Annotated in this window: 25 protein-coding genes; 17 read left to right on the top strand and 8 right to left on the bottom strand. The window is 72.3% G+C overall.

Annotated elements, in window-relative coordinates:
• The first annotated feature begins 6 nt into the window (after nt 1–6).
• Complete coding sequence (locus tag IC605_RS01775) at nt 7–423, top strand: hypothetical protein (RefSeq protein ID WP_216318053.1); 417 nt, start codon at nt 7–9, stop codon at nt 421–423.
• Nucleotides 424–483: 60 nt separating this feature from the next.
• Here the strand turns inward: IC605_RS01775 and IC605_RS01770 are convergent, their stop codons facing one another.
• Entirely contained in the window at nt 484–777 is a 294-nt protein-coding gene (locus tag IC605_RS01770; RefSeq protein WP_216318051.1) for a hypothetical protein, read from the bottom strand.
• 180 nt (nt 778–957) lie between these two features.
• Between IC605_RS01770 and IC605_RS01765 the strand changes: the two genes are divergently transcribed.
• The 10 genes from IC605_RS01765 (at nt 958) to IC605_RS01720 (ending at nt 9844) form a co-directional block, all read left to right on the top strand.
• The gene (locus IC605_RS01765; RefSeq protein WP_216318049.1) at nt 958–1176 is read left to right on the top strand and encodes a hypothetical protein; all 219 of its coding nucleotides are present in this window, start codon (nt 958–960) and stop codon (nt 1174–1176) included.
• Between the two features lie 111 nt (nt 1177–1287).
• On the top strand, nt 1288–1788 hold the full coding sequence (locus tag IC605_RS01760) for a hypothetical protein (protein ID WP_216318047.1): 501 nt from the start codon (nt 1288–1290) through the stop codon (nt 1786–1788).
• A 10-nt stretch (nt 1789–1798) separates the two neighbouring features.
• On the top strand, nt 1799–2422 hold the full coding sequence (locus IC605_RS01755; RefSeq protein WP_216318769.1) for a ComF family protein: 624 nt from the start codon (nt 1799–1801) through the stop codon (nt 2420–2422).
• A gap of 46 nt (nt 2423–2468) precedes the next feature.
• The gene (locus tag IC605_RS01750) at nt 2469–2996 is read left to right on the top strand and encodes a hypothetical protein (protein ID WP_216318045.1); all 528 of its coding nucleotides are present in this window, start codon (nt 2469–2471) and stop codon (nt 2994–2996) included.
• Between the two features lie 38 nt (nt 2997–3034).
• Nucleotides 3035–3724: a DUF2259 domain-containing protein gene (locus IC605_RS01745; RefSeq protein ID WP_216318043.1), complete on the top strand. Its 690-nt coding sequence runs from the start codon at nt 3035–3037 to the stop codon at nt 3722–3724.
• A gap of 57 nt (nt 3725–3781) precedes the next feature.
• Nucleotides 3782–4213 carry an SsrA-binding protein SmpB gene (gene smpB / locus IC605_RS01740; protein WP_102128547.1) on the top strand — a complete coding sequence of 144 codons (432 nt, stop codon included), beginning with the start codon at nt 3782–3784 and terminating at the stop codon, nt 4211–4213.
• Nucleotides 4210–5616, top strand: coding sequence for an N-acetylmuramoyl-L-alanine amidase CwlD (locus IC605_RS01735; RefSeq protein ID WP_343216467.1), 1407 nt, complete (start codon nt 4210–4212; stop codon nt 5614–5616). Before smpB ends, IC605_RS01735 begins: the two co-directional genes overlap by 4 nt.
• Nucleotides 5613–6155, top strand: coding sequence for a GerMN domain-containing protein (locus tag IC605_RS01730; protein WP_216318041.1), 543 nt, complete (start codon nt 5613–5615; stop codon nt 6153–6155). The genes IC605_RS01735 and IC605_RS01730 overlap by 4 nt, the downstream gene beginning before the upstream one ends.
• A gap of 43 nt (nt 6156–6198) precedes the next feature.
• Nucleotides 6199–9501 (top strand): AAA family ATPase, encoded by a 3303-nt coding sequence (locus tag IC605_RS01725; protein ID WP_216318039.1) that lies wholly within the window; start codon nt 6199–6201, stop codon nt 9499–9501.
• Nucleotides 9502–9613: 112 nt separating this feature from the next.
• On the top strand, nt 9614–9844 hold the full coding sequence (locus IC605_RS01720) for a hypothetical protein (RefSeq protein ID WP_216318037.1): 231 nt from the start codon (nt 9614–9616) through the stop codon (nt 9842–9844).
• A 39-nt stretch (nt 9845–9883) separates the two neighbouring features.
• On the opposite strand, the gene IC605_RS01715 is transcribed toward IC605_RS01720, so the two are convergent.
• The 4 genes from IC605_RS01715 to IC605_RS01700 form a co-directional block, all read right to left on the bottom strand.
• Nucleotides 9884–10123 (bottom strand): hypothetical protein, encoded by a 240-nt coding sequence (locus IC605_RS01715; RefSeq protein WP_216318035.1) that lies wholly within the window; start codon nt 10121–10123, stop codon nt 9884–9886.
• A 218-nt stretch (nt 10124–10341) separates the two neighbouring features.
• Nucleotides 10342–10809, bottom strand: a complete 468-nt coding sequence (locus IC605_RS01710) for an NUDIX hydrolase (RefSeq protein WP_216318033.1) — start codon at nt 10807–10809, stop codon at nt 10342–10344.
• 3 nt (nt 10810–10812) lie between these two features.
• Nucleotides 10813–13545: an AAA family ATPase gene (locus tag IC605_RS01705; protein ID WP_216318031.1), complete on the bottom strand. Its 2733-nt coding sequence runs from the start codon at nt 13543–13545 to the stop codon at nt 10813–10815.
• Nucleotides 13542–14741 carry a metallophosphoesterase family protein gene (locus IC605_RS01700; RefSeq protein ID WP_216318029.1) on the bottom strand — a complete coding sequence of 400 codons (1200 nt, stop codon included), beginning with the start codon at nt 14739–14741 and terminating at the stop codon, nt 13542–13544. The genes IC605_RS01705 and IC605_RS01700 overlap by 4 nt, the downstream gene beginning before the upstream one ends.
• Before the next feature lie 138 nt (nt 14742–14879).
• Between IC605_RS01700 and IC605_RS01695 the strand changes: the two genes are divergently transcribed.
• Nucleotides 14880–15191 carry a hypothetical protein gene (locus IC605_RS01695; protein WP_216318027.1) on the top strand — a complete coding sequence of 104 codons (312 nt, stop codon included), beginning with the start codon at nt 14880–14882 and terminating at the stop codon, nt 15189–15191.
• A gap of 641 nt (nt 15192–15832) precedes the next feature.
• Here IC605_RS01695 and IC605_RS01690 read toward each other — a convergent pair.
• Nucleotides 15833–16114 (bottom strand): hypothetical protein, encoded by a 282-nt coding sequence (locus IC605_RS01690; protein WP_216318025.1) that lies wholly within the window; start codon nt 16112–16114, stop codon nt 15833–15835.
• Between the two features lie 35 nt (nt 16115–16149).
• Here IC605_RS01690 and IC605_RS01685 point away from each other — a divergent pair, with 35 nt between their 5' ends.
• From IC605_RS01685 to pyrG, 4 genes are all read left to right on the top strand, one after another.
• Nucleotides 16150–16710 (top strand): Uma2 family endonuclease, encoded by a 561-nt coding sequence (locus IC605_RS01685; protein ID WP_216318023.1) that lies wholly within the window; start codon nt 16150–16152, stop codon nt 16708–16710.
• A gap of 49 nt (nt 16711–16759) precedes the next feature.
• Nucleotides 16760–18871 carry an SF1B family DNA helicase RecD2 gene (gene recD2, locus IC605_RS01680; RefSeq protein ID WP_216318021.1) on the top strand — a complete coding sequence of 704 codons (2112 nt, stop codon included), beginning with the start codon at nt 16760–16762 and terminating at the stop codon, nt 18869–18871.
• Between the two features lie 8 nt (nt 18872–18879).
• Nucleotides 18880–19380: a P-loop nucleotide/nucleoside kinase family protein gene (locus tag IC605_RS01675; RefSeq protein ID WP_216318019.1), complete on the top strand. Its 501-nt coding sequence runs from the start codon at nt 18880–18882 to the stop codon at nt 19378–19380.
• Nucleotides 19381–19478: 98 nt separating this feature from the next.
• Entirely contained in the window at nt 19479–21140 is a 1662-nt protein-coding gene (gene pyrG / locus IC605_RS01670; RefSeq protein WP_216318017.1) for a CTP synthase, read from the top strand.
• A 66-nt stretch (nt 21141–21206) separates the two neighbouring features.
• Here pyrG and IC605_RS01665 read toward each other — a convergent pair whose 3' ends face one another.
• Together IC605_RS01665 and coaE are read right to left on the bottom strand one after the other, a co-directional pair.
• On the bottom strand, nt 21207–22103 hold the full coding sequence (locus IC605_RS01665; protein ID WP_216318015.1) for a phosphotransferase family protein: 897 nt from the start codon (nt 22101–22103) through the stop codon (nt 21207–21209).
• Entirely contained in the window at nt 22100–22723 is a 624-nt protein-coding gene (gene coaE, locus IC605_RS01660) for a dephospho-CoA kinase (protein ID WP_216318013.1), read from the bottom strand. Before coaE ends, IC605_RS01665 begins: the two co-directional genes overlap by 4 nt.
• 227 nt (nt 22724–22950) lie before the next feature.
• Between coaE and IC605_RS01655 the strand changes: the two genes are divergently transcribed.
• Nucleotides 22951–24138: a tetratricopeptide repeat protein gene (locus IC605_RS01655; RefSeq protein WP_216318011.1), complete on the top strand. Its 1188-nt coding sequence runs from the start codon at nt 22951–22953 to the stop codon at nt 24136–24138.
• The last annotated feature ends 81 nt before the right edge of the window (nt 24139–24219 follow it).

Below are 24219 nucleotides of genomic sequence, written 5' to 3'. Positions count from 1 at the left end.
GCGCGCATGACCCGGCCCCCCGACCCCAGGCAGCCGAGCAGCCGCACCGACAAGGGCGTGCGCGGCTTCGACCTCGATCTGCACGTGACCTTTGTCCACCCCCTGCCGCGCGAGGAAGCGCTGACGGTGCTGCGCCATGCCGAGGGGTTCACCGTGGACCTGTACGCCCCGCACCGCGACCCGGGGGGGCCGGTGCCCTCCGCGCGCCTGACCGGGCCCCTGCGCGACCCGGGGGCCGTGCGCGCCCTGCTCGCCGCCTGGCTCCAGGGGGAGGCGCGGAGCGTGGAGGTGGGGCTCCACGGCTTCCTGCGCTCGGCGACGGGCGCGACGGAGTGGATGCCGTGGCGCAAAAACGCCGTCTTGCCCCGCTCGGCGGTGGAGCGCGTGGCCTTCGAGGAGGGGGTGAAGTACGTGCTGGAATAGGGGCCAAAAGCGCGCGGGCTGCTCCCCCTCGGGAACGGGCCCCGGGCTTCCCGTCTGCCCCTACGCGCTGAGCGGCAGCACGAAGCCGCGCGCCTTGGCGTCCCCGTCCTCGCGCGGGCGCAGCACGAGCACCGCGAGGCTGGCGTCGGGGCGCAGCAGATAGGGCAGCCAGGTGTGGGTGAGGGTGTGAAGGGCCCGCCGCGCCTGCTCCGGGGCCCCCTCCTGCGCGAGGTCACGCAGCACGAGGACGGCCTCGTCCCCGCCGAAACTCGTCCACACGTCCACCACGCCCAGCCGGTCCACGCCCCGGTGGTCCCGGTATTCGAACTGGTGGGCCTGCCTGAGCAACTGCATTCGTCTTCACTCCTTCACGCGGGGGTCGCCTGCCCGGCCGCCACCCTCGCGGCGCCGGACCTCGTAAGCTGTCGCGTCCGGTCCAGCCTAGAGGGGCGCCCGGTGGCCTTTGTCCCGCTCCCCCGGCGTGCCCCCCCGCCGGCAGGCAGTTTAAGGAGGGATGAAGGGGTACCCTGCGGTGTGGCCAGCATCGTCATCACCTACACCGACGGCAGGACCTTCCGGCTGGAGGGCACCACGAACGCCGACGCCCAGGCCTCCCGCGCCGCCTTCGAGGGGCCGGGCGACACGCTGGAGGTCTCCTACCGCGACGGGGCGCAAGACCGCGTGGCCCGTATCCCCAAGGCGCTGATCCGCGCCTTCGAAACCGAGCTGGACGGCGGGCACGGGGAGCCTTGAGGGTTTCCCGGCCCACCGCTCCGGGCCACTGCTCACGGTGTTGCGCCGTCCCGCCTTCCTAGAATGCCCGGCGTGACTGGGGCCGGGGCAACTGGGGGGGGAGTCAACGAGATGTTGCTCGAATTTCAGGGGTACGTGCTCGCGTACCGCCTGCGCGCCGCCGTGGGAGGCCGGGTGGCCCCGCCGGGCGAGCCGCTCACCCTCGCCGGGTACGCGGCCCGGCGCCTGGAGCGGCAGGACCTCGCGCGGGGGCTCGTGAAAAAGGGCCTCGATCCCCTGCGGATGCGGCGGCTCGACGCCCTGTCCGACGAGCTGATGTTCGGCTTCTGGCTCAACCCCGCCGAGGTGGCCGCCTTCCTGCGGGGGGCGATCCGCCAGGGCAGCCACCCGGCCCTCGGCGACCCCGACGCCTTCGCGGCCCTGCTCACCCCCGCCGAGAAGGGGCGGCTGGGCGAGACGGGCGTGCGGCTGGTGTGCGCCCACCACCTGACCTGCCTCACCCTCGCCGCGCCCATGCTCGACCCCGACGCGCTGGCGGGCGTGTGGAAACGGGTGGAGGCCACCACGCCCCCCCTGTTCGTGGACGAACTCGCCGCCGCCGGGCAGGTCTAGGGTGGGCGCGCTGACGGGCCTCCTGCGCGCCCTCGTTCCCCGCCCCTGCCCCGGCTGCGACGCCCAGCTCGGGCGGGAGGCGGGCCTGTGCGCCGCGTGCCGCGCCCGCCTCGTGCCCCGGGTGGAGGCGTACTCGCCGCTGTGGCCGCGGCCCGAGGGGCACCTCGTCACCCTGGGGCCCTACCGGGGGGTGACCCGGCGGGCCGTGCGCGCCCTGAAGTTCGGCGGCGCGCGGGACCTCGCGGGGGCCCTCGGCGGGGCGCTGGCGGCGGGGGTTCCACCCGAGTGGAACATTCGCGCCGTCGTCCCCGTGCCCCTGCACCCGGCCCGTGAGCGGGAGCGTGGCTTCAATCAGGCGGCCCTGCTCGCCGGAGCCGTCGCCGCCGCGCTGAACGTGCCTGCCGTCCCGGCCCTGCGCCGCACCCGCGCGACCGGGCAGCAGGCGCGGCTGCACGCGCAAGAGCGGGGGGCGAACCTCGCCGGGGCCTTCGCCGCCGACGCGCGCGGGTTGCCCCCCGGCCCGGTGCTCCTGCTCGACGACGTGCTGACGACCGGGAGTACCCTGCTCGCCTGCCAAGGCGCCCTGCACGCGGCGGGGGTGCGTGAGGTGAGATTCGCGGTGATCGCCCGCTGACGCCCGGCATGGCGGGCCCTCATCCGGCTGCGCTACGGTGCCGGGTATGAAGTCCCCGCTCGCCCTCGCCCTCGCCGCCGTCACCCTGTCCGGAAGTGTCCTCACGGGGGGCGCGGGGGCCCAGACGCTCGCGCCCTTCACGGACCCCAAGCTGCCCTTCACGGTGAGCCTGCCCCGGGGGTGGCTCGGCGCCAACTTCAATGACGGCACGGGCGGCGTGAGCGTCGTGTCGGCCAAGACGCCGCCCGCCACCCTGATCCGCCTGCTCTACGTGTCCAAGGACGGCCGGACGCCCGAACTCAAGCAGGAGTTCCGCAACTTCGAGGCGGGGGTGACCCAGACGGGGGGCAAGGTCAAGCTCTTCCGGGGCCGCAACGTGACCTACGGGGGCGTGAAGGGCGTCGAGCGCGAATACCTCATCACGGGCGGGCAGACGGCGGTGCGCGTGCGCATCTGGTTCGGCAACGGGGCGAAGAACCTCTACTCCTTCCAGGTCACCGACACGCCCGAGCGGTACGCGAAGAGCAGCGCCCTGTTCAGCCAGGTGCTCGCCAGCGTCCGCTTCCGCCCCTGAGTCCCCGCCGCTTCCCCCCGGACCGGGTACGCTGATCCATGCGTCGCCTCACGCTGGCCCTGCTCGCCCTCGCGTCGTTCGCCGGGGCGGGGGACCGCCCCGACGTGCGGCGCGTCGCCTTCTCCCCGGACGGCGCGCGGGCCCTGGTCGTCACGGGCGGCGTGCGGGACGGCAGCGGCTTCAGCACGGCGGGCCTGACGGTCGTGGACACCGGAACGGGCCGGACCTTGCGCGAGGTGACGCGGACCTCCCAGACGGGAACGGTGGAGGAGGTGGTCGGCTCGCTCCTGGCCGGTGAACGCCCCCTCCTCGCCCGGAGTGGCCTGACGCCGGGAAGAACCGCGCGGCCCGTGTACGTCCGCCCCTTCCCGGTCGAGGCGCCCGGGTGGACGGAGGGCGTGCGGGCCGGAACGAGCGCCACCATTCCGGTCCGGCTGTGGACGCGCCCGGTGCCGGTGCGGCTGAGCGTGCGGGCGTTGCCGTCCTCCTGCCGCTACCGGGACCTGCTCCCCTCCGGCGAGGGGCCCGCCGGGTTCACCCTGGAGGTGGGGGGGCAGACCGTCCACCTCGACCGCCGCCTGCCCGCCGCCCGGGAGTGCGCCGCCCGCTACGCGCTGGAGCGGGTGGACGTGCGGGGCAACCGGGCCGTCTTCGTGCTGCGCGCCTATACGCCGGGTTTCGAGGGGCCGAATGCGCAGCCCGTGGTCGTGGCGGCGACCCTGCGGTGAGCGGGGGCCCCGCCGGAAGGTGCGCCGCCCCCCTGCCTCCGACCCCTCCCTGCTAGAATGCCCCGCGTGTACACGAACCGCCGCGCGCACCACGAATATGAGCTGCTTGACCGCTTCGAGGCGGGCATCAGCCTGACGGGCAGCGAGGTCAAGAGCGTGCGCGCGGGCGGGGTGGACTTCCGCGACGCCTTCGCCCGGGTGGTCAGCGGCAACGTCGAACTCGAAGGCCTCTATATCCCCCCCTACACGGAAGCCACCTACAACAACCACGAGCCCCGCCGCACCCGCCGCCTGCTGCTCCACCGCGAGGAGATCGGCAAGCTGCGCCGCTCTCTCGACCAGAAGGGCCTGACCCTGGTGCCCACCCGGCTGTACCCCAAGGGCCGGGTCTTCAAGGTGGAACTCGCCCTCGCGCGGGGCAAGCAGCTCCACGACAAGCGGCGCGCGGAGGCGGAAAAGACCCTGCGCCGGGAGCTGCGCGAGCTGTGAGCGGGCGGGAGAAACGCTTCCTGGGCCGCTTCTCCGGGCCCCTGCTGCTGTCGGCGGCCCTGCTCGGCGCGGGGCTGGCGGGCGCGCAGATCACCTTCAACCGGCTCAATCTGGTTGGAACTCAGGTCCAGAGCATCGACCTCTACGGCGCCGAGTACGCCAGCGAGCAGGTGCTGAGCGGCGTGATGCGGGTCACCCAGGAGGAGGTGGAGAACGCGGGCACCATCGTCCGCGTCGAGGCTTTCGGGCACACCCTCCTGCTGCCGCTCGACGAGGACCAGGGGCGGGCCACGACCGACTTCAACACCGTGCAGCTCGACACCGAGCGGGTGCAGGCCCGCACCGCCACGCTAGTGAACGGCAACGTCTACCTGCCCCTCGACACCCTGGCGCGGGGCCTGGGCGCCAGCTACGAGACGGGGACCTTCAAGATCACGCCCGCCACCCTCCAGGGGGTGAGCAGCCGCGCGGGGGCGGACAGCGACCGCCTCGTCCTCGATCTCACCCGGGACACGGCCGTCACCGACGAGCTGCGCGGCACGACCGTCACCGTCACCCTGCGGGGCGTGAAAGGGGAGGCGCGGCGCTACACCACCCGGGGCGCGTTCGTGCCGGGCGCGGAGGTGGCCCGCCGGGGCGACGACCTGACGTTGAGCTTCACCCTGCCGCAGGGGAGCGGGTACCGCGTCTACCGGGTGGTCCGGCCCGGCGGCGCGCGGCTGGTGGTGGACGTGGGGCCGGGGGTGCCGCGCACGACGCCCGCCCTGCTCGACCGCATCACCCGCCCCCTGATCGTGCTCGACCCCGCGCGGGTGACGGGCCTGGGCCGCGACGTGACGCTGGAGGTGGCCCGCCGCGCCGCCGCCCTCCTCAACGAGGCGGGGTGGCAGGTCAAGGTGACGCGCGACGCGGGGTCCGCCCTGGGGCTGAACCAGAAGCTCGCCCTGGCCCGGCGCAGCGACGTGTACCTCGCGCTCGACCTGGGTCGCTTCCCGGGCTCGCCGCGCGGCGGCGTGACCGTGTACGAGCCCGCGGGCCGCGCGGCCTCGCAGTACGTGAACGCGGTGCGCGGCGGCGCGCAGCCTCCCTACGGCAACCTCGCGGTGGGCGGGCCGGGGGGCACCCGGCGCCTCTCGGAACTGCTGCGCGGCGAGCTGCGCGGCGGCGGGGTGACGGCGGGGCAGCAAAACGTCCGCCGGGCCCTGATGCTCGGCGAGGCCCCGCAGGCCGCCCTGCTCCTCGAACTCGGCTGGTCGGGGAACGCCGGGGACCGCGCGAACCTGGGGGTGGACGAGCGGCTCCAGGCGATGTCGGTGGCGGTGGCGCGCTCGGTGGCGACGTACCTGACGGCGCGCGCGTCGAATGCCGGGCGGGCGACCCCGGCGGGCGGGGCACGGCAGTGAGGCGGCTGTTTTCCCTGTTCAACGTGGTGAGCGTCGCGCTGCTCGGCGCCGCCGCCTACGCCTACCAGGAGGTGCAGCGGCCCCCCGAGACGCCGCGCGCCCCGGCCTTAGAACTCGCCGAGAAGCGGGGCGTGCAGGTCAAGGTCTACTTCACCGACCCGCAGGTCCAGACGTTCAAGCCCGAGACGCGCACCGTGCAGGTGCTTCAGGAAAACCCGGGCGCCGTCGCGCAGGCGGCCGTCAACGCCTGGGCGAACGGGCCCACCGCCTCCGGGGCGCTGGCCGTCGTGCCGAAGGGCACCCCCGCCCCGCGCGTGTGGCTGCGCGGGGGGCACTACTACGTCAACCTGCCCGCCGCCTACCAGGGGCTCAAGTACGGCACGAGCGGCGAGCGCATGCTGCTGTGTACCCTCGCCCGCACGCTGCTCGAAACCCGCGGCCAGGACGTGACCTTTCTGGTGAACGGTCAGAACGCCGACACGCTCGGCCACCTCGACCTGCGCGAGCCCTACACCCGGCAGGACTGCGCGGACTCGTGAGGAGCGCCGACGCGGCCTGATCCCTCTGGCCCTCATCCCGCCCATGCTCCACAGCCTCATCCTGCAAGGGTTCAAGAGTTTCGCCGACCGCACCCGCCTGGAATTCGGTCCCGGCGTGTCCGCCGTCATCGGCCCGAACGGCAGCGGCAAGAGCAACGTGGTGGAGGCGCTGCGCTGGGCGACCCACGGGGCCCGGGCGCGCGAGCTGCGGGCCGGGCGCGGCACCGAGCTGATCTTTCACGGCAGCGGCGGCAAGGCCCCGCTCGGACTCGCCGAGGTGCAGATCGAGTTGCAGACCCCGGAGGGCCGCGTCAACGTCACCCGCCGGGTGTACCGCGACGGCACGGGCGAACAGGAGCTCAACGGCCGCCCCGTCCGCGCCCGCGACGTGCAGGGGGCGCTGCGCGGCACGGGTCTGGGGCCGGGCGGTCTCGCCGTCATCGGGCAGGGCGAGGTGAGCGGCGTGGTGGGGGCGGAGGGACGCACCCTGCTGGGCTACGTGCAGGAGGCCGCCGGGCTGTCGCGCGCCGTCTCGGCCCGGCAGGAGACCGAGGCGCGGCTGCGCGAGGCGGACGGGCACCTGGAGCAACTGCGGCTGGTACAGGCGGAACGGGCGGCGCAGGTGGGGCGTCTGGCCCGTGCCGCCGAAGCTGCCCGCACCCACCGCGCCCTGACCCTGCGGGTCCTCACCCTGGAGGACGCCCTGAGACGCGAGCGGCAGGCCTCGCTCGGGCGGGAAATCACCCAGGCGCGGACCGAGGCCGACGCCCTCACCGCCCGCAGCGCCGTCCTCGCCGCCGGGGTGCAGGCCGCCGCCGCCCGGGTGGACGCCGCCCGCGACGCGGTGGGGGAGGCCCGGGCGAGGCAGGAAGCCTTCGCCGGAGCCCTCGACGCCCTGCGCGCCGCGCGGGACGCCCACGCCCAGGCGGAGCGGTACGCGGGCCACCTGCGCGCCGAGGCCGAGCGGTTGCGGGCCGACCTCGCCGCCCTGCCCCAGAGCCCGCCCTCGGGGGACGCGCCCGACCTCCCTGCCCTGGAGGCCGCCGTCACCGCCGCCCGCAGCGCCGCCGAGACCGCCGAGCGCCGCGCCCGCACCCTCGACGCCGACCTCACCCGCGCCCGCGCCGCCGCCGCCCGCGCCGCCGAGGCCGCCGCCCGGGTGGACGCCAGCCGCACGACCCTGGGGGCCGAGCTGGAGCGTGCCGAGGGGAATCTGGAGACGGCGCTGGAGTCGCTGGGCGCCGCCCGCGAACGTGTGGAGGCGGCCACCCACGCCCGCCAGCGTGCCGAGGAGGCGTACGCGGCGCTGGCGGGCCGCCGTTCGGACGCCCAGGCCCACGAGCGCCACCTGGGCGGCGAACTCGCCCGTCTCCATGCGAGTGTCGCCCCCCTGCGCCGGGAGCGCGAGCGGCTGGAGGGGAGCCTGAATTCCTACGCCCGCTACGGCGAGGGCGCCCGCAACGCCCTGCGGCTGGATCACCCCGGCATCGTCGGTTCCGTCGCCGACCTCCTGACCGTTCCCGCCGAGTACGAGACCGCCGTCACCGCCGCGCTGGGGCGCCGCCTGGAGCAGATCGTCGTGCAAAGCGGCGAGGACGCCCGCGCCATCATCGGGGAACTCAAGCGGGTGGGGGGCCGGGCGACCTTCCTCCCCCTCGACCTGATCCGCGCCCGGCCCCGCCGCGACGGTCTCCTCCTGCGCGAGCCCGGCGTGATCGGCAACCTCGCCGACCTGTGCGGGGCGGACCCGCCCCTGGTGGGCGAGGCGACCTTGGCCGACACCCTCGTCGTGGAGGACCTGCGCGCCGCGAACCGGATCGCCCGCGCGCACCAGGGCCGCCCGCGCCTCGTCACGCTGGAGGGGGAGTTGCTGGAAGCGGGCGGCGCGATCACCGGGGGACGGCTGCGCGACGCGGGGTTCAGCGTCCTCGCCGACCAGCGCCGCTTTGGGGAGATCGACGCGGAGCTGGAGGAGACGGACCGGCAGACCGCCCGCCTCCAGGCCGAGTTGAAAAAGGTCCAGGCCACCCTCGCCGAGGAGGGCGCGCACGACGCCCTCCTCGCCGCCCGCGAACGTGCCGCTCGGGAGGAACGGGAGGCCGAGCGCCGGGTGACCGAACTGGAGGCGCAGGCCCGCAGCCTGGGGGCCAACCGGGACCGCCTGCTCGCCCGCGTGAGCGCCGAATCGTCCCCCCCACCCCTCGCCGACCCGCTCGCGGGCCCCGCCGAACTCGAAGCCTCCCTCCTCGGGGCCCGCACCCAGGCCGAGGGGCAGCGGGCCCGCGAGCGGGGGGCCCTGGAAGCCCTCGCGCTCGCCCGCGAACTCGACGCGGCGTGGCGCACCTTCCGCACCGCGCGCACCCGCGCCGCCGATCTGCGGGGGAGACTGGACGCGAACGCCGAGGCGACCCAGGCCCAGGGGGCTCACCTGTCCACTGCCGCCGCCGAGGTCCAGAGGCGCGAGGCGGCCCTGGGCACCCTGGACGAGCACGAGTTGGCCCGCGCCGAGCGGGAAAGGGAGGCGGCGGCCCAGGCCTACACCTCGGTCATCGGCGAGCAGAACAGGGTCCGTGCCCGCCTCGAAGACCTCCGGCTCCTGATCGCCCGCCGCGAGGGCAGCCTCGAACCCCTGCCCGACGGGTGCAGCCCGCCCGGCACCCCGCGCGAGTGGACGGCGGAGCTCAGCCGCGCCCGCGCCGACCTCGAAGCCCTGGGCCCCGTCAACGCCCGCGCCGAGGCCGACCACGCGGCGGAGAGCGCCGAGCTGGAACGCCTCAGCAACGAGCTCAACGACGCTTCGGAGGCCGCCGCCGAACTGCGCGCCCACCTCGCCGAGCTGGAGGAGGCCGAGGGCCTCGCCACCCGCGCCGCCTTCGACCGGGTGAACGCCGCCTTCCGCGAGTATTCCGCCGAACTCCTGGGCGGCCAGGGCGACCTCGAACCCGAGTGGGGCGAGTCGGGACGCCTGACGGGCCTGCGCCTCGCCGTGCAGCCGAAGGGCAAGCGCACCCGCTCGATGAGCCTGCTCTCGGCGGGCGAGCGGACGATGGCGGGCCTGGGCTTCCTCTTCGCGCTGAACCACGCGGGCGGAGAAGGGAGTGCGGGTGGTCTTCCCCTCGCCGTGCTGGACGAGGTGGACGCTCCGCTGGACGAGGCCAACATCCGCCGCTTCACCGCCTTCCTCGAACGCTTTTCCGCGCGCGGCGCCCAGTTCCTGCTCGTCACCCACCAGAAGGCGACGATGGAGGTGGCCCACGCGCTGTGGGGCGTGACGACGGACCAGACGGGGGCGAGCCGCGTGCTGAGCATCCGGCAGGCGGAGGAGGCGGTGGGGGGGAGGCACTGAGCGGTGGGTTGGCGCGGTGGCCGTGTGCACCGCCCGTGCTTGATTCCCTCCCCACCAACTTCACAGCCCGGCCCCGTAGGCTGAGCGCAGCGTCACCCCCAGGAGGTTTCCCATGATGGAAGACACGACCCCACTCGGAAAGTCCGTCGAGGAGATCGAGCGCGACAGCGGTAACCTCGACCCCGCCCGCACCTCGGACGACAGCGGGACGCAGGGCGGCGTGGTCATTCCGCCGACGGGCCTGGGCGGTGCGGGCGGGACCGTCACCGGCACCGGCATGGGCGTTCCGGTCATTCCCACCGTGGGGGGCACCGGGCAGGCGGACGAGGACGAGAACACCTGATCCTTTGTCTTCCTCTTCGGGCTGAGAAGGGGTCGCCAGCTACCGCGAACCCGTGAACGCGTCTTGGAGCGTGTTGCCCACCTGCCCGATGACCCGGGCGAGGAACACGCTGAAGACCACGAGAGCCGTCTGCCGACCCCGCGTGAGCGCCTGATCTCCCGACCGACAAGTCTGGAGAGCCGCGTCCGGGCCGAGGCGGCGAACGTCCGGGACGGCGACCGCGGCGGCCGAGCACTCGGGAAAGGTGACGTAAGCCGTATCGAGTGTCTGCGCCGTCACCTCGCTCGGGGGTACCAAGGTGCTCGACAGCCGGTAGCCGCCGGAGATGCTGACGACCCGGGCGGAGGGAACATCGGCGGCCAGGGAAACCTGCGTGGAGGGCGCGCACGAGGACAGCAGGCCGGGAACGAGCAGAAGTCACACGCGAGTGTTCTTCACGGGGAGCAGTAGACCACCTCGACTGGTTCGATGTGGCCGCAGGTGCGCTCGGCAGGCGGTTACGGGTCGAGCGCCTGTCTCAACAGCGCCTGCCCGATGGCGCCTGCACCCCACGGGAGGACGCGGGCGTAGTCCTCGACAGCAAAGACTTTTCGGTACCGCGTCTCGAACGCCGGGCGGAAGGGATGCAGGCCGACCCGCGCCCGGAAGCGGAGCTGGTCATAGGGCTCAGGCGTCAATCCCTCGACCCGCTGTGCTCCCAGAAGTCGGCAGTCCAGCACCTCGGCGCACGCCTCCTCCGCGACCTCGCGCCGCAGCGTCTCCTCCCACGTCTCGTCTCCCTCGGGTTTGCCCCCCGGAAGGCTCCACGTGTTCCCGTCCTGCGAGACCAGAACGATGTGACCGTCTCCGGTAAAGCACAGGCCGCTCACCTGCGTCACGCTGTCATGCGGCTGTGGCCGGTAGCCAGGCAGCCACGTTACGCGAACAGGTCGGCCCTCCCAGGTCGTCTCCTCGCTGAACGTCACCTCTCACCCGTCCAGCCGCTGCACGCTACTTCCTGCCACGCTCTTCGTGACGATCAGGCGGCTGGGCAGCCTCTCGGACAGGCTCTCCACGTGGGTCACCACGCCCACCATACGGCCCTGCGTGCGCAGGTTCTCCAGCGCATTCGCCACCGCCTCCAGCGCCTGCGGGTCGAGGGTGCCGAAGCCCTCGTCGAGGAAGAGGGCGCCCAGAATCTTGTTCCCGGCGAGGTAGTCGCTCAAGGCGATGGCGAGCGAGAGGCTGGCGAGGAAGGTCTCGCCGCCCGATAAGGTCTTGACCGCCCGTGTCTCGCCCGCGTTCCACAGGTCCTGCACGACGTACTCGCCGTCCTCCAGCGCGAGGCGGTAGCGCCCGTCGCTGATGTCGAAGAGAAGGGTGCCCGCCCCGGTGAGAAGCCGCGCCTCGACCTCGGCGAGGAGATACTGCTGGAACTCGTTCGCCCGCAGGGTGTTCGCCAGGGTCTGCCAGGTGTCGAGCCCGTGGGAGACCTCCTTCGCCTCCCGCTCGATCTCGCCCCGGCGCCGCAGCCGCTCGCGGGCGCCCCGTTCCTGCTCGGCGAGGCTCCCCGCGCGCTGGCGGGCGTTGTTGAGGGCCGCGTCGGTGGCCGTGAGGTCGCGCTCGGCCTGCCGCAAGTTCGCCGGGTCGAAGGGCTCCACCCCGAGCTGCCGTTCGAGTTCGGCGAGGCGGGCCCGCAGTTGCTCGACTTGAGCGGCGTGTGTCCGCGCGGCCCCCTCCAGCGCGGCAATATCGGCCTCGGGGAGCCCGGCGGCACGGGCCTGGGCGGCGGTGAGGTTCAAGCTGGCGAGGGCGGCGTCGAGGGCGGCCTGGGCCTCCCCAGCCTCCCGGGCGCGGGCGTCGGCGGCACCGCGGGCGGAGGTCAGGGTCGCCTGTGCCGCCGCGTGGGCACTCTGGGCACGGGCCAGGGCGGATTGCGCCTCGCTCAGACGGGTGCGAATCGTCTTGACCTCGGTAAGGAGCCGTTGCCGTTCCCGTGCCGGATCGGCCCCCGCCGCCCTCACCCGCCGTGCCAGACCCGAGAGCAGCCGCAGGGCGAGGTCGTGCGGGTCGCCAGAGATGTTGGCCTCAAGCTGGCGCAGGTCGGCCTCGCGCTGTTTCAGCGCCTCCTCCCAGTCGGCGACCTCGGCGCGTTTGGCCTCGATGGTCTTCTTGCGGGCGGCGAGTTCGGCCTTGAGTTCGAGGTAACGGGTGCGGCGGTCGGTCAGCGTGCGGTCGAGGGCCTTCACGCGCCCCTCCAGCGCCTCCAGATTCACGCTCGGCGCCTCGGGCAGTGTCCGCACGGTCCCCTCGCACAGCGGACACGGCTCGCCGAGGTGGAGGTGGGCGCGGTACGCCGAGAGCCCTGCTTCCCGCCTGGCCGCCTCCAGTTCCGCGTTCGCGGCGTCGAGGTCGGCCTTCGCGCTCTTGCCCTCGCGCTCTACCCGGCCCCATTCGAGCGTCTGGTCGGCCTGGAGCTGCTCATCGGCGGTGAGGCGGGCCTTCTGGGCCGTCAGACCCGCTTTCTCCGTCTCCAGTTGCACCCGCTCGCGGCGCAGGGTGTCGAGCTTCTGGGCCGCCTCCCTCGCCGCATGGTGGGCGTCCTCGTCCCAGGGCAGGGGAGAGGCATGGGTGGTCTGGGGCGTGCCGCCCGCCCGCTTGAGCCGCGCCACATCGGCTTCGGCCTCGCGCAGGGCGTCGGCGCGGGTTTCGAGGTCGGGGATGCGTTCCTCGGCATCCTGTGCGGCTTGCAAACTCCGGTCGGCGGTCTCCACCGCACGCCGGGCCGTCTCCTCCGCCTGCATCGCTCGCTCCAGCTCGCCCGCCTCGCGCCCCGCCGCGATCCGTGCCCGTTCCGCCGCGTCGAGGAGGGGAAGCACCCCCGCCACCCGCCGCGCCCGCTCGGCCCGCTTGGCGCCCTCACGCACGCCCTCGGCCCGCGCCTCCAGGGTGCTGAGCCTGCGGGCGGCGTCCTCGCGGGCGGTCCAGACACCCTCCAGGGCCCGCAGGCGGTTGACCTGGCCCTGCAACCGCTCTCGCCCCTCCGCCAGCCGCTCGATCTCGCCGTCCACGGCTTCCCGCTCGGCGCGGAGGGCAGACACCGCCTCGGGGGTCGCGCCTGCGTACTCCCCCTCCAGCAGGGCGTGGAGGCTCGCCGAGCGGTGCTTGAGTTCCTTCGCCCGGTCGCCCGCGAAGGTGTGCATGGCCTTCACGTGGTCGAGGCCCATCAGCTCGCCCAGGAGGGCCTGCCGTTCCTTGCCCGTGCCGTGCAGCAGCCGGGAGAACTCGCCCTGCGGCAGCAGCACCGAGCGCGAGAAGGTGCGGAAGTCGAGCCCCACGACCCGGCGGATGCGGTCGTTGATCCCCTTGGTGCCCCCGTCGCTCAGGCCCACCCAGCGGTCGCCCTCTTTCCGCTCCAGACGCACCTCGTTCTCGGCCTGGCGTCTGCCGCGTGACCGGGCCACCCGGTACACCTCCTCGCCCACCTCGAAGGTGAGGCTGACCGAGAGCCCGCGCTCCCCCTGTGAGATCAGCGCGTCGAGCCCACGTTCCCCGAGCCTCGGCGTGCTGCCGTACAGGGCGAAGGTCATCGCGTCGAGCAGGCTGCTCTTGCCGCTTCCCGTGGGTCCCACGAGCGCGAAGAGTTCGAGGTCGCCGAATTCCAGAGAGACGTGCTGCCGGAAGGCGGTGAAGCCCTGAAGTTCGAGGTGAAGGGGCCTCACTTCACCCCCTCCGCCCGTTCCTCCTGCTCGTCGCCCCGCGCCCCCTCGTCGGCCTCCTTGAAAGCGGCGCGCAGGTCGCCGGGCAACTCGCCCCGGCGCTCCTGGTGAAACCGCTCGTACAGCTCCGTCAGGCTCAGCCCCTCACGCTTCAGCTCCGGGAGGGCGAGGTCGTCTTGCACCGCTTCGAGTTCGACGGCGAGCGTATTGGGCACCATCCGCAGCACCCGGTCCTTGAGCCCCGGCATCGCCGTCCCCGAGGGGGCCCGGACAACGACCTTGACCAGCCCGCCGAAGTCCGCGAGCTTGCCCAGCCGTGCCTCCACATGTTCCAGGTCTACCTTCACCGTCCGCAACTCGCGCCCGCTCGCCAGGGGAATCGGGGTCACGCGGGCGGGGCGCCCGGCCTCCACCTCCACGAGGTTGACGTGCTTCTTCTCGCCGCCCTCCCCGAAGTCGAGCTGGATGACCGAGCCCGGGTAGTGCGCGAGCGGCATCTCCGAGGCGGCCTGCGGCTTGTGGACGTGCCCCAGCGCCACGTACTGCGCCCCCGGCGGCAGTTGCAGCGGCGAGAGGGTGTAGGCGTTCGTGAGGTCGAACTGCATGGTGCGCTCGGAGCCGCTGGGCACGGCGCCGTCCATCGTGGCGTGGAGCATCAGCATATTCACGCTGCCGGGCTGGAAGCCCCCCGCCAGTCGCCGCAGGAAAAAGCTCATCCCCTCGCGGTACTTCTGCCGCCACGCGCCCACGTCGCCGCCCATCACGTCCGCCGCCTTCACCAGCCGCCGCTCGGACAGGAAGGGCAGCGCCCCCACCGTCAGCGTCTCGCCCCCCCTCGTCTCCAGGGTGCGGATCATGTCGGTGGGGTTGGCCGTCGGCTGGGCGACGAGTTGCACGCCCACCCACCCCAGCAAGCCCGCCAGCCCGTGCAGCCGGGCGGCGGAGTCGTGGTTCCCCGCGATGACGACCGCCGGAATCCCCGCGTCCCGCAGCCGCAGGAAGAAGTCGAAGACCGCCGCCTCCGCCTCCGCCGACGGGTTCACCGTGTCGAAGAGGTCGCCGGACACCAGCACCGCGTCGGCTTTCTCGCTGCGGGCCAGCCCCGCGATCTCCACCAGCGCCCCGTGCACCTCCGGCGTCCGGTCGAGGCCCCTCAGATTCCGCCCGGCGTGGAAGTCCGCCGTGTGAAGTACGCGCATCACGGAAAAATAGCACGGGGACGAGATTTGGAGCCTGTGAAGCGCGACAGAGTTTGACAGAGGAACCTCCGCCGATTATGTTACAGACGTAATAGCGATGAGTCTCACGCTCTCCGTCCTCCCTGGAAGGAGCCGTCCATGCTCACCTCTCTCTACCGTCACGGCGACGTGTTCTTGCAGGCGACCCTGCCGCCCACCGGCCCCCTCCACCTCGCCCCGCACCTGACCCTGGCGCACGGCGGGACGACCGGCCACGCGCACCGGATTGCGGAGACGCACGCCGCGCACCTGTACGACGGCTCGGGGCCGCACCGCTACCTGCACGTCACCGCCGCGCACGCGACCCTGACGCACGAGGAGCACGCGCCCATCCGCCTCCCCGCCGGGTGGTATCGGGTCTGGCGCCAACGGGAATACACGCCCGTTGCTGTCCGCGTGGTGCTCGATTGAGGGTCCGGGTGGGGAGCGTCTGATCTTTCCCCCTCGTCGCAAAGGCCCCTCCTCCCCGTGGCCCCTGTCCCGCGGAGTAGCCCCTCCCCGAAGCTGTGGCATGACCGCCTCCCCGCAGACGCTCTGGAACCGCGACTTTCTCCTCTGTGGCCGGGTGCGGCGCAGAGTGCACTGGGGAGCGCACTGGCGGGCATCGTCCTGAATTTCCTGGTGCTGCACCGGACCGGCAGCGCGGGGGCTGACGCTGCTGAGGGCGGGCGTGTGGGCACTGATCCTGCGGCGCGAGGCGGCCCCTCCCGCTCCGGTAGCCGCCCCGGCGTGAACATCAGCCCCAGCAGGCAGTCCCCGGCGCCCTCGGCCTCGCGCTCCTCCTGCTCGCAGTCCTTCAGCTCACGCAGCCGCCGTCCCAGCTCGGCGTGCGTGGTGGGGGAGAGGCGCATCTCGCCGACGCTCCCGAAAGCCCGGAAGAATTCGCTCCTGTCCCTGGGGCCGCCGTAGCTCACGGGAAGTTGCCCTGTTCGTTCAGGACCAGCACGATCTCACGCACGTGGTCCCGGGTCAGGGCCGCGATCTGCGACAGGTAGGCGTCCACGAAGGGCCGGTGCAGCCCGCGAGGAGGTCCCGCACGTCATCGGCCTCGGTCAGCTCGAAGGGCACCCGGGAGGCGGTCGCGGCGGCGCGGTAGAGCTCGACGGGCCTGCCGCCGCGTTTGGCTCGCCGTTGACCCCGATCAAACCCACCGCGTACAGCCGCGTGAGGCGGTGATGGGCCCGCTTGAGGGTCATCTCGGCGTCGCGGGCCACCTCCCCGGCGCTGACCTCGCCCTGCATGGTGGGACCCAGCACCCGCTGAGAGGCGAAATCGAGGAGGAGCCGCGCCTGTTCCGCCGTCCGCGCGGTGAGGGTGCTTTCGGGCAGGGGCACGCCGCCAGCATGACGCACCGCCGTACCATAGGGGCATGAGTGACCCCGCCTTCCGGCGCATGAGCGTGGAGGAGTACCTCCGCACTGAGCCCGACAGCCCGGTCAAGCGGGAGTATGTGAATGGGTTCGTGTACCCGCTCCACGGGCAAGCTGGAGTAAGCGACGGCCATGACAGCATCGTTGTCAATGTGCTTCTGGCCGTCGGTCCACTTGCCCGGAAGGTGGGGTGCCGTGCCTACACCGCCGATATGCGCGTGCGCTCCGCCGACGGCCTCTCCTACTTCTACCCGGACACGACCGTCACCTGTGAACCGCGTGAAGATGGGGCGTATTTCAAGGTTGCGCCCTGCATCCTCGTCGAGGTGCTGTCCAGAAGCACAGCCCACAACGATAGGAACGCCAAATACCACGCCTACACCGCGCTGCCTTCCCTCCAGACCTACCTGATCGCCGAGCAGACCGAACGCCGGGTGTACGTCTATCAGCGTGAGGGCGGGCGTTGGACCGTGACGGAGTACGCGGGGAGCGGGCTCATTCCCCTGCCCTGTCTGGGTGCCGAACTTTCCCTCGACGACATCTACGACGGCGTGCTCTGACGTCATTTCGCCTGAGACAGAATCCGCCCCTGGCGCTATCCTCTTTGCCATGCCCGCCGCCCCCGCCCCCGAACCCATCCGCGTCACGGGCGGCGTGAACAAGGTCCGCTTCCGCGCCGAGAGCGGCTTTACCGTCATGACCGCCAAACTCCGCAATTCGGAGGGCGAGGACCCCGACGCCACCGTGATCGGCGTGATGCCCCCCCTGGAGGCCGGGGACACCTTCAGCGCCGAGGTCTTGATGGAGGAGCACCGCGAGTACGGGTACCAGTACCGGGTGCTGAACATGGTGCTCGAAGCCCAGCCCACCGACCTGACGGAAGCTGGGATCGCCGCCTACCTCGAAGCGCGGGTGGGCGGCGTCGGCAAGGTGCTGGCCGGGCGGATTGCGAGGACCTTCGGCGCGGCGGCCTTCGACATTCTGGAGGGGGAGCCCGAGAAGCTGCTCCAGGTGCCCGGCGTCACGCAAAGCACCCTGCACAAGATGACCTCCAGTTGGTCCCAGCAGGGCCTGGAGCGCCGCCTGCTCGCCGGGTTGCAGGGCCTGGGGCTCTCCATCTCCCAGGCGCAGCGGGCGGTCAAGCACTTCGGGGAGGCCGCGCTCGAACGCCTGCAAGCCGACCTCTTCGCCCTGACCGAGGTCGAGGGCATCGGCTTCCTGACCGCCGACAAGCTGTGGGCCGCGCAGGGGCTTCCCAACGACGATCCGCGCCGCCTGACCGCCGCCGCCGTGTACGCCCTCCAGCAGGCGGCGCAGCAGGGCGGGCACAGTTTCTTGCCGCGCGAGCGGGCCGAGCGGGGGGTGGCGCACTACACCCGCGTCTCGCCCGAGCAGGCCAGACTCGCGGTCGAAACGGCCGTCGAACTGGGCCGCCTGTCGGACGACCCGGCCCCGGATGGCAAGTCCCGCATCTATATCCCCCACGTCCTGCGCGCTGAGAAGAAGCTCGCGCAACTGATCCGTACCCTGCTCGCCACGCCGCCCGGGGGGGATGAGTGGATCGTGCCGAGTGGAGCCGCCAAGGGACTCTCCGACGAACAGGCCCGCGTGCTCGACCTCCTCGAAGACCACCGCCTCGTCGTGCTGACGGGTGGGCCGGGCACGGGCAAGAGCACGACCACGCGGGCCGTTGCCGACCTTGCGGAGAAACTGGGGCTGGAGGTCGGTCTCTGCGCCCCCACCGGCAAGGCCGCGCGGCGTCTCGGCGAGGTGACAGGCCGTTCCGCCTCCACCATCCACCGCCTGCTCGGGTACGGTCCGGCGGGCTTTCGGCACAACCACCTCGAACCCGCGCCCTACGACCTCCTGATCGTGGACGAGGTGAGCATGTGCGGCGACGGGCTGATGCTCTCCCTGCTCGCCGCCGTGCCGCCCGGAGCGCGGGTGCTGCTGGTGGGCGACGTGGATCAGCTTCCGCCCGTGGACGCCGGGTTGCCCCTCCACGCCCTCACCCACACCGCGCCGACCGTCCGCCTGACGACCGTGTACCGCCAAGCCGCCGAGAACCCGATCATCCGCGCCGCCCACGGTCTGCTGCACGGCCAGGCACCGGAGTGGGGGGACCGCCGCCTGAATCTCACCGAGACCGAGCCCGACGTGGGTGCCCGCCGCGTCGCCCTGATGGTGCGCGAACTGGGTGGGCCGGGGCGGGTGCAGGTCCTCACCCCGATGCGGAAGGGCCCACTCGGAGTGGACGTGCTCAACCATCACCTGCAAAACCTCTTCAACCCCGGCGAGGGCGGCACCCGCATCGCTGAGGGTGAAGCCCGCCCCGGCGACGTGGTGGTGCAGACGAAAAACGACTACAGCAACGAGGTCTTCAACGGCACGCTGGGCACGGTCCTCAAGGCCGAGGGGGGCCGCCTGACCGTGGACTTCGACGGCAACGTGGTGGAACTGGTGGGCGCCGAACTGTTCAACCTCCAGCTCGGCTACGCCCTGACGGTCCACCGGGCGCAGGGAAGCGAGTGGGGTACCGTCCTCGGCGTGCTGCACGAGGCGCACATGCCGATGCTCTCGCGCAACCTCGCCTACACCGCCCTGACCCGTGCCCGCGAACGCTTCTTCGCGGCGGGCTCGGCGTCGGCGTGGGACAAGGCCGCCGTCCGCCAGCGCGAGGAGCGCAATACGGCTCTGCTGGAACGGGTGCGGGGGCGGTGAGGAAAGACGTGCCGTCGTCCCTCGCATCCCCGGTCCATTCGGCGGGTATTCACGCCCTGCACGGCTACATGGGCAGCGGTAAGACGACGCTGGCCCGGCGTCTGGAGCACGAGTTGCCCGCCCTGCGGTTCACCATCGACGAGTGGATCGTCGCCCTGTACGGCCCTGACCTGAATGCCGAGGAGTTCCCGGTCGCTTCCCGACGTGTCACCGCCGTGCTGGAGGGCCAGTGGAAACGTGCCGTCACCCTGGGCATTCACGTCATCCTCGACTACGGGTTCTGGACGCGCAGGGGCCGCGATGGCCTACGTGCGGAAGCTTCCGCGCTCGGCGTACCGTTGACGTTTTACGCGCTGGAGCTTCCCGAGGAGGAGGCGTGGCGACGTATCCGGCGGCGTAATCTGGAGCCGGGAGTGCTGCCGATTGCCGACGAGACCTTCACCCGGCTCAGGCCGCGATTCGAGCCACTCGGACCGGACGAGACCGCGCTCCAAGTGTCTTTCGAGTAGGGAATTGACCCTTAACCCATGCTATCCTTCAATTCCGGAGGCCGAGCGCCCCGGTTTTTCTTTTTGGCCCCGCGTGGGGCGGGCGCTCGTGTTCAGGCATGAAATACATCTTCGTGACGGGCGGCGTGGTCAGCAGCCTCGGCAAGGGCGTGGCGAGCGCCAGTCTGGGGGCGCTGCTGCGGGCGCGCGGGTATCGGGTCACGGCGGTCAAGATCGACCCCTACATCAACATCGACGCGGGCACCATGCGGCCCTACGAGCACGGCGAGGTCTTCGTCACGGCGAGCGGCGCCGAGACCGATCTCGACCTCGGCAACTACGAGCGATTTCTCGACCTCGACATCCCGGCGGGCAGCAACATCACCACCGGGCAGGTGTATCTGGAGGTCATCCGCAAGGAGCGAGCGGGCGACTACCTCTCGCAGACGGTGCAGGTCATCCCCCACGTCACCGACGAGATCAAGCGCCGCATCCGCGCGGCGGGCGAGAACGCGGGCGCCGAGATCGTCCTGATCGAGGTGGGCGGCACGGTGGGCGACATCGAGTCGCTGCCCTTCCTGGAGGCGATCCGGCAGTTCCGCTTCGACGAGGGCGACGAGAACGTCCTGTACCTCCACCTCACCCTCGTGCCGTACCTCGGGACCTCCAACGAGTTCAAGACCAAGCCGACCCAGCACTCGGTCGCCACCCTGCGGAGCGTGGGCATCAGCCCCGACATCGTGATGGTGCGCAGCAAGGAGAAGCTGCCGGGCGAGATCACCCGCAAGATCGCCCTCTTCACCTCGGTGCGGGAGAACCGGGTCTTTTCCTCCTACGACGTGGGCCACGTGTACGAGCTGCCCCTCGCGCTGGAGGAGCAGGGGCTGGGCAAGGCGGTGGAGGATCTGCTGGGGCTGGAGCGGACCCATCCCAACCTCGGCGTGTGGCAAAACGCGATGCGGGTGATGCGGCAGCCGGGGCGCGAAGTGACCATCGCCCTCGCCGGGAAGTACACCCAGATGCCCGACGCCTACCTCAGCCTGCTCGAATCGCTGACGCACGCGGGTATTGCGAACGACGCCCGCGTGAACATCAAGTGGGTGAACGCCGAGGAACTGACGGAGGGGGACCTGGAGGCGCAACTCGGGGATGCCGACGGCATTCTCGTTCCGGGCGGCTTCGGCATTCGCGGCATCGAGGGCAAGATTCGCGCCGCCGAGTACGCCCGCACGCGGGGGGTGCCCTACCTCGGCATCTGCCTGGGGATGCAGATCGCGGTGATCGAGTACGCCCGGAACAAGGCGGGCCTCGCGGGCGCCAACTCCGCCGAGTTCGACCCCTACGCGCCCCACAAGGTGATCGACCTGATGCCCGAGCAACTGGAGGTCGCCGGGATGGGCGGCACGATGCGCCTCGGCGACTGGCCGATGGAGCTGCGCGCCGGAACGAAGATCGCGGGGCTGTACGGGGTGCCGCAGGGGGGCACGGTGCGGGAGCGCCACCGCCACCGCTATGAGGTCAACCCCGCCTACACCGGACGGCTTGAGGACGCGGGCCTCGTCATCAGCGGCGTGACCCCCGGCATGAACGGACGCGGGGCAGGGCTGGTGGAGAGCATTGAGATTCCAGGCCACCCCTTCTTCGTGGCGCTCCAGGCGCACCCGGAGTTCAAGAGCCGCCCCATGCGGCCCAGCCCGCCCTTCGCGGGGTTTGTGGCGGCGGCGCTGGGGAGCCGTCAGCCGTCGGCCCTCAGCGGTCAGCCGGAGCACGCCGGGGTCTGATCGTCAGGCGGAACGGGGAGGCAGGCCCGGGTGTGGGTCTGCCTCTCTTCACGTGCTGGGGTGGGGTCAGAGGTGTCGCAGGCAGGCCCGCGCGAAGGCGACGGCGGCGGTCATCCTCGCGGGGCGCCCGAGAGTGATGGACCGGCGGGCATGGTGGAGGGAGAGGAGGAGGCCGAAGAGGATAGCCTGACGACCATTCGGGACCTCAGCCGCCTCCGCCACCTGGGCGGCGACCTCCCACCCGTGAAAGAGGGCGAGACTCGCCACATCCCACGCGGGCGGCCCGACGCTGGCGTCCCCGAAGTCGAGCAGGGCGGCCAGGCGACCGTGCCGCCACCGGAACTGCCCCACGTGCAAGTCGGTGTGGCAGAGGGCCGTGCGTCCCCGCGTGACGTTTTCCAGGTCGTCGCGCAGGGCCAGCAGGGGAGAGGCCAGCTCGGGGGCTGCCCCCACGAGCGGGTGGTCTTCCAATTCGGTCGGGCCAAAAGGCCAGGCGTCTTGAAGGCGTGAGCGCAGCCCCTCGGCAGGAGTCGAGGCCACACCGGCGAAAGAGTCGGGGCGGTCTTGCAGCAGACCGAAAGCGCCGTGTGGGAGGGCGTGCAGGGCGGCGAGGGCCCGGCCCAGGTCGCGCCAGCCCTCGGCACTCGGCCCGGAGTCGTCCCCGCGCGCGAACGCGTCCACGCTGAAGGGCCGCCCGTCCGGCAGCGTTCCCGTGGAGAGGGGTTCGGGGGTGGGAACCGCTTTCTCCCTCAGCGCGCGGCGAATGCCAGCGTCCACCCTGAACCGAACGGTCTTTCCCGGATTAGGACGGGCGAGACGCACCACCCGCCGACCGTCCGTGTACGCCGTGCAGGTCGCACCAAAGGCCAGAAACGTGGTTAGGCTGCCGAGAAGGGCGCTCGCCTGTCTCTCGTCCTCCGCCCGTTCGGGCGGGCCGAACTGTTTCTCGTTCCCGGGCCTCATCTCCCGGTCACGCCCAGCCGCGCCAGCGCCGCGTCGAGTTGCACTTCTAGCGCCTCCAGGCTCCCGCCGTTGTCGAGGACCACCGTCGCCCGCCTGCGCTTCTCCTCGCCGGGCATCTGGCGGGCGTCGCGGGCCAGCACCTCCTCCCGCGTCAGGCCCGAGCGGGCGGCCACGCGGGCCACCCTCGTCTCCAACGGGGCGTCCACGACGAGCACCCCGTCCATCTGCCGCTCCAGCCCCCCCTCGAACAGCAGGGGCACGTCCTGCACGACCCAGGCTTCGCCGCGCGCCGCCGCCGCCGCCTCCAGGGCCAGCATCCGGGCCCGCACGCGCGGGTGGACGATGGCGTTCAGCGTGGCGAGTCGGTCCGCGTCCCCGAACACCTGCGCCGCCAGGGCCGCCCGGTCGAGCACGCCGCCGCGCACGACTCCGGGAAAGGCGGCCCCGATCCGGGCGAGGACCTCGGGCTCCCGCGTGGCCTCACGCGCCTGCTCGTCGGCGTCGAGCACCGTCAGGCCGCGCGCGCGCAGCAGCGCCGTGACGGTGCTCTTGCCCGCGCCGATGCTGCCCGTGACACCCAGGCGGCGCGGGGCGGCGGGAAAGGGGGAGGGCGAAGACATGGGAACACTGTAGGGGACGCGCCCGGGCGTCAGAAGGAGGTCAAGCTCGGCCTCTAGGCTGGCGGGATGACCGGCAGCGCCCTGCGCGGGCGAAGGCCTCTCACGGCCACTCACCCCTTCATCCGGCGCGGTGCCTATCATGCGTGCAAACCCTTGTCTCATGCTGGTCTCCCCTCGGCTTGCGCCGCTCCCAGCGCGGTGTTAGCCTCGACCCCGGAGGTTTCTGAGTGAAACGACGTCCCCTCGGCCTGCTCCTCGCGGCGGCCATCCTGTCTGGCGCAGCCGCGCAGCCGCCGACGGCTCCGGCCACCCCGGCTCCCGCCCAGCCCGCGGCGCCCGCCGCCCCGGCGGTTCCCGCCACCCCCGCGCGCCCCACCCGCCCCGCCGCGAGCTATGTGGCGCTCGGCGTCTTCTATTACGAGCAGGGCAAGTTCGACGAGGCCTACGTCGCCTTCCGCGCCGCCGCCGAGGCCGACCCCCGCAACGCCGACGCGCTGCTGGGGCTGGGCCGCTCGCAGGTCAAGCTGCGGCTCTACGCCCCGGCTATCGACACCCTCAGGCGCCTCGTGGCCCTCGATCCCCGCAACATCAGCGCCTACATCGCGCTCGCGCAGGCGTACCAGCAGCAGTACATCGGCGCGAGCGACCGCGCCAGCGTCACGGGCAACCTCGGCGAGGCGCAGCGGGTCCTGACCGAGGCCGAGGCCACCGTGGGGGTGGTCGGCGGCGCGGAGCGTGACCTCAACCTCAGCAAGGTCTGGAACGAGCGCGGGTACGTCTTCAAACTTCAGGGTGACGGGGGCCGGGCCATCGACGCTTTCAAGCAGGCCTCGATCCTCAACCCCGAGAACGACGTGATTCTTTTTAACCTCGGGGACATGTACTACGCGACCGGGAACCTGGTGGCCGCGCTCGACAGCCTCCAGCAGGCCGTGATCGCCGATCCCCGCGACCCCTACAACCGCGCGTACTACGCCAAGCTCCTCGCCCTGAGCGGCAACGTGGCCGCCGCCAAGCCGGAAGCCGCCCAGGCCGCCCGGCTCGCGCCGACCAACAGCTACGCGGTGGGGCAGTACGGGGTGGTGAGCTACCTCGGCAAGGACAGCGCCACCGCCCGCACGCAGCTCACCCAGGCGGTGAAGCTCGACCCCCTGCGCTACCCCGAGTTCTACTACTACCTCGGGCGCCTCGACCTCGACGCCGGTGACCTGAAGGCGGCCCGCGAGAACCTGACGCGCGCCGCCGCCCTGGGCAGCACCACCCCCGAGTACATGTACTACCTCGGGCTGAGCTACGAGCGCGGGGTGGGCACGGTCGCCCCGGACCGCCTCAAGGCCCGCGAGAATTACGAGCGCGCCCTCAAGCTCAGCCCGAACTACGCGCTGGCACGCGAGGGCCTGAGCCGCGTGCGCTGAAGCCTCCCCGCCCTTTCCAGCGGCCCCTTCCAAGGCGGGAGGGGCCGTTTTCCGTACCCCTCAACGTTCGCTTAAGCCTCC

It is taken from the genome of Deinococcus aestuarii, from assembly GCF_018863415.1.
GTDB classification, from domain to species: Bacteria; Deinococcota; Deinococci; order Deinococcales; family Deinococcaceae; genus Deinococcus; species Deinococcus aestuarii.
This window is presented reverse-complemented; position numbering and strand designations above follow the sequence as displayed.

Excerpts from the sequence above, each read along its gene's own strand:
- IC605_RS01700 (WP_216318029.1), bottom strand. The coding sequence starts at position 14,741 with ATGCGCGTACTTCACACGGCGGACTTCCACGCCGGGCGGAATCTGAGG.
- IC605_RS01770 (WP_216318051.1), bottom strand. The coding sequence starts at position 777 with ATGCAGTTGCTCAGGCAGGCCCACCAGTTCGAATACCGGGACCACCGG.
- IC605_RS01750 (WP_216318045.1), top strand. The coding sequence starts at position 2,469 with ATGAAGTCCCCGCTCGCCCTCGCCCTCGCCGCCGTCACCCTGTCCGGA.
- IC605_RS01720 (WP_216318037.1), top strand. The coding sequence starts at position 9,614 with ATGATGGAAGACACGACCCCACTCGGAAAGTCCGTCGAGGAGATCGAG.
- recD2 (WP_216318021.1), top strand. The coding sequence starts at position 16,760 with ATGCCCGCCGCCCCCGCCCCCGAACCCATCCGCGTCACGGGCGGCGTG.
- IC605_RS01685 (WP_216318023.1), top strand. The coding sequence starts at position 16,150 with ATGAGTGACCCCGCCTTCCGGCGCATGAGCGTGGAGGAGTACCTCCGC.
- IC605_RS01695 (WP_216318027.1), top strand. The coding sequence starts at position 14,880 with ATGCTCACCTCTCTCTACCGTCACGGCGACGTGTTCTTGCAGGCGACC.
- IC605_RS01775 (WP_216318053.1), top strand. The coding sequence starts at position 7 with ATGACCCGGCCCCCCGACCCCAGGCAGCCGAGCAGCCGCACCGACAAG.
- smpB (WP_102128547.1), top strand. The coding sequence starts at position 3,782 with ATGCCCCGCGTGTACACGAACCGCCGCGCGCACCACGAATATGAGCTG.
- IC605_RS01760 (WP_216318047.1), top strand. The coding sequence starts at position 1,288 with ATGTTGCTCGAATTTCAGGGGTACGTGCTCGCGTACCGCCTGCGCGCC.
- IC605_RS01745 (WP_216318043.1), top strand. The coding sequence starts at position 3,035 with ATGCGTCGCCTCACGCTGGCCCTGCTCGCCCTCGCGTCGTTCGCCGGG.
- coaE (WP_216318013.1), bottom strand. The coding sequence starts at position 22,723 with ATGTCTTCGCCCTCCCCCTTTCCCGCCGCCCCGCGCCGCCTGGGTGTC.
- IC605_RS01725 (WP_216318039.1), top strand. The coding sequence starts at position 6,199 with ATGCTCCACAGCCTCATCCTGCAAGGGTTCAAGAGTTTCGCCGACCGC.
- pyrG (WP_216318017.1), top strand. The coding sequence starts at position 19,479 with ATGAAATACATCTTCGTGACGGGCGGCGTGGTCAGCAGCCTCGGCAAG.
- IC605_RS01665 (WP_216318015.1), bottom strand. The coding sequence starts at position 22,103 with ATGAGGCCCGGGAACGAGAAACAGTTCGGCCCGCCCGAACGGGCGGAG.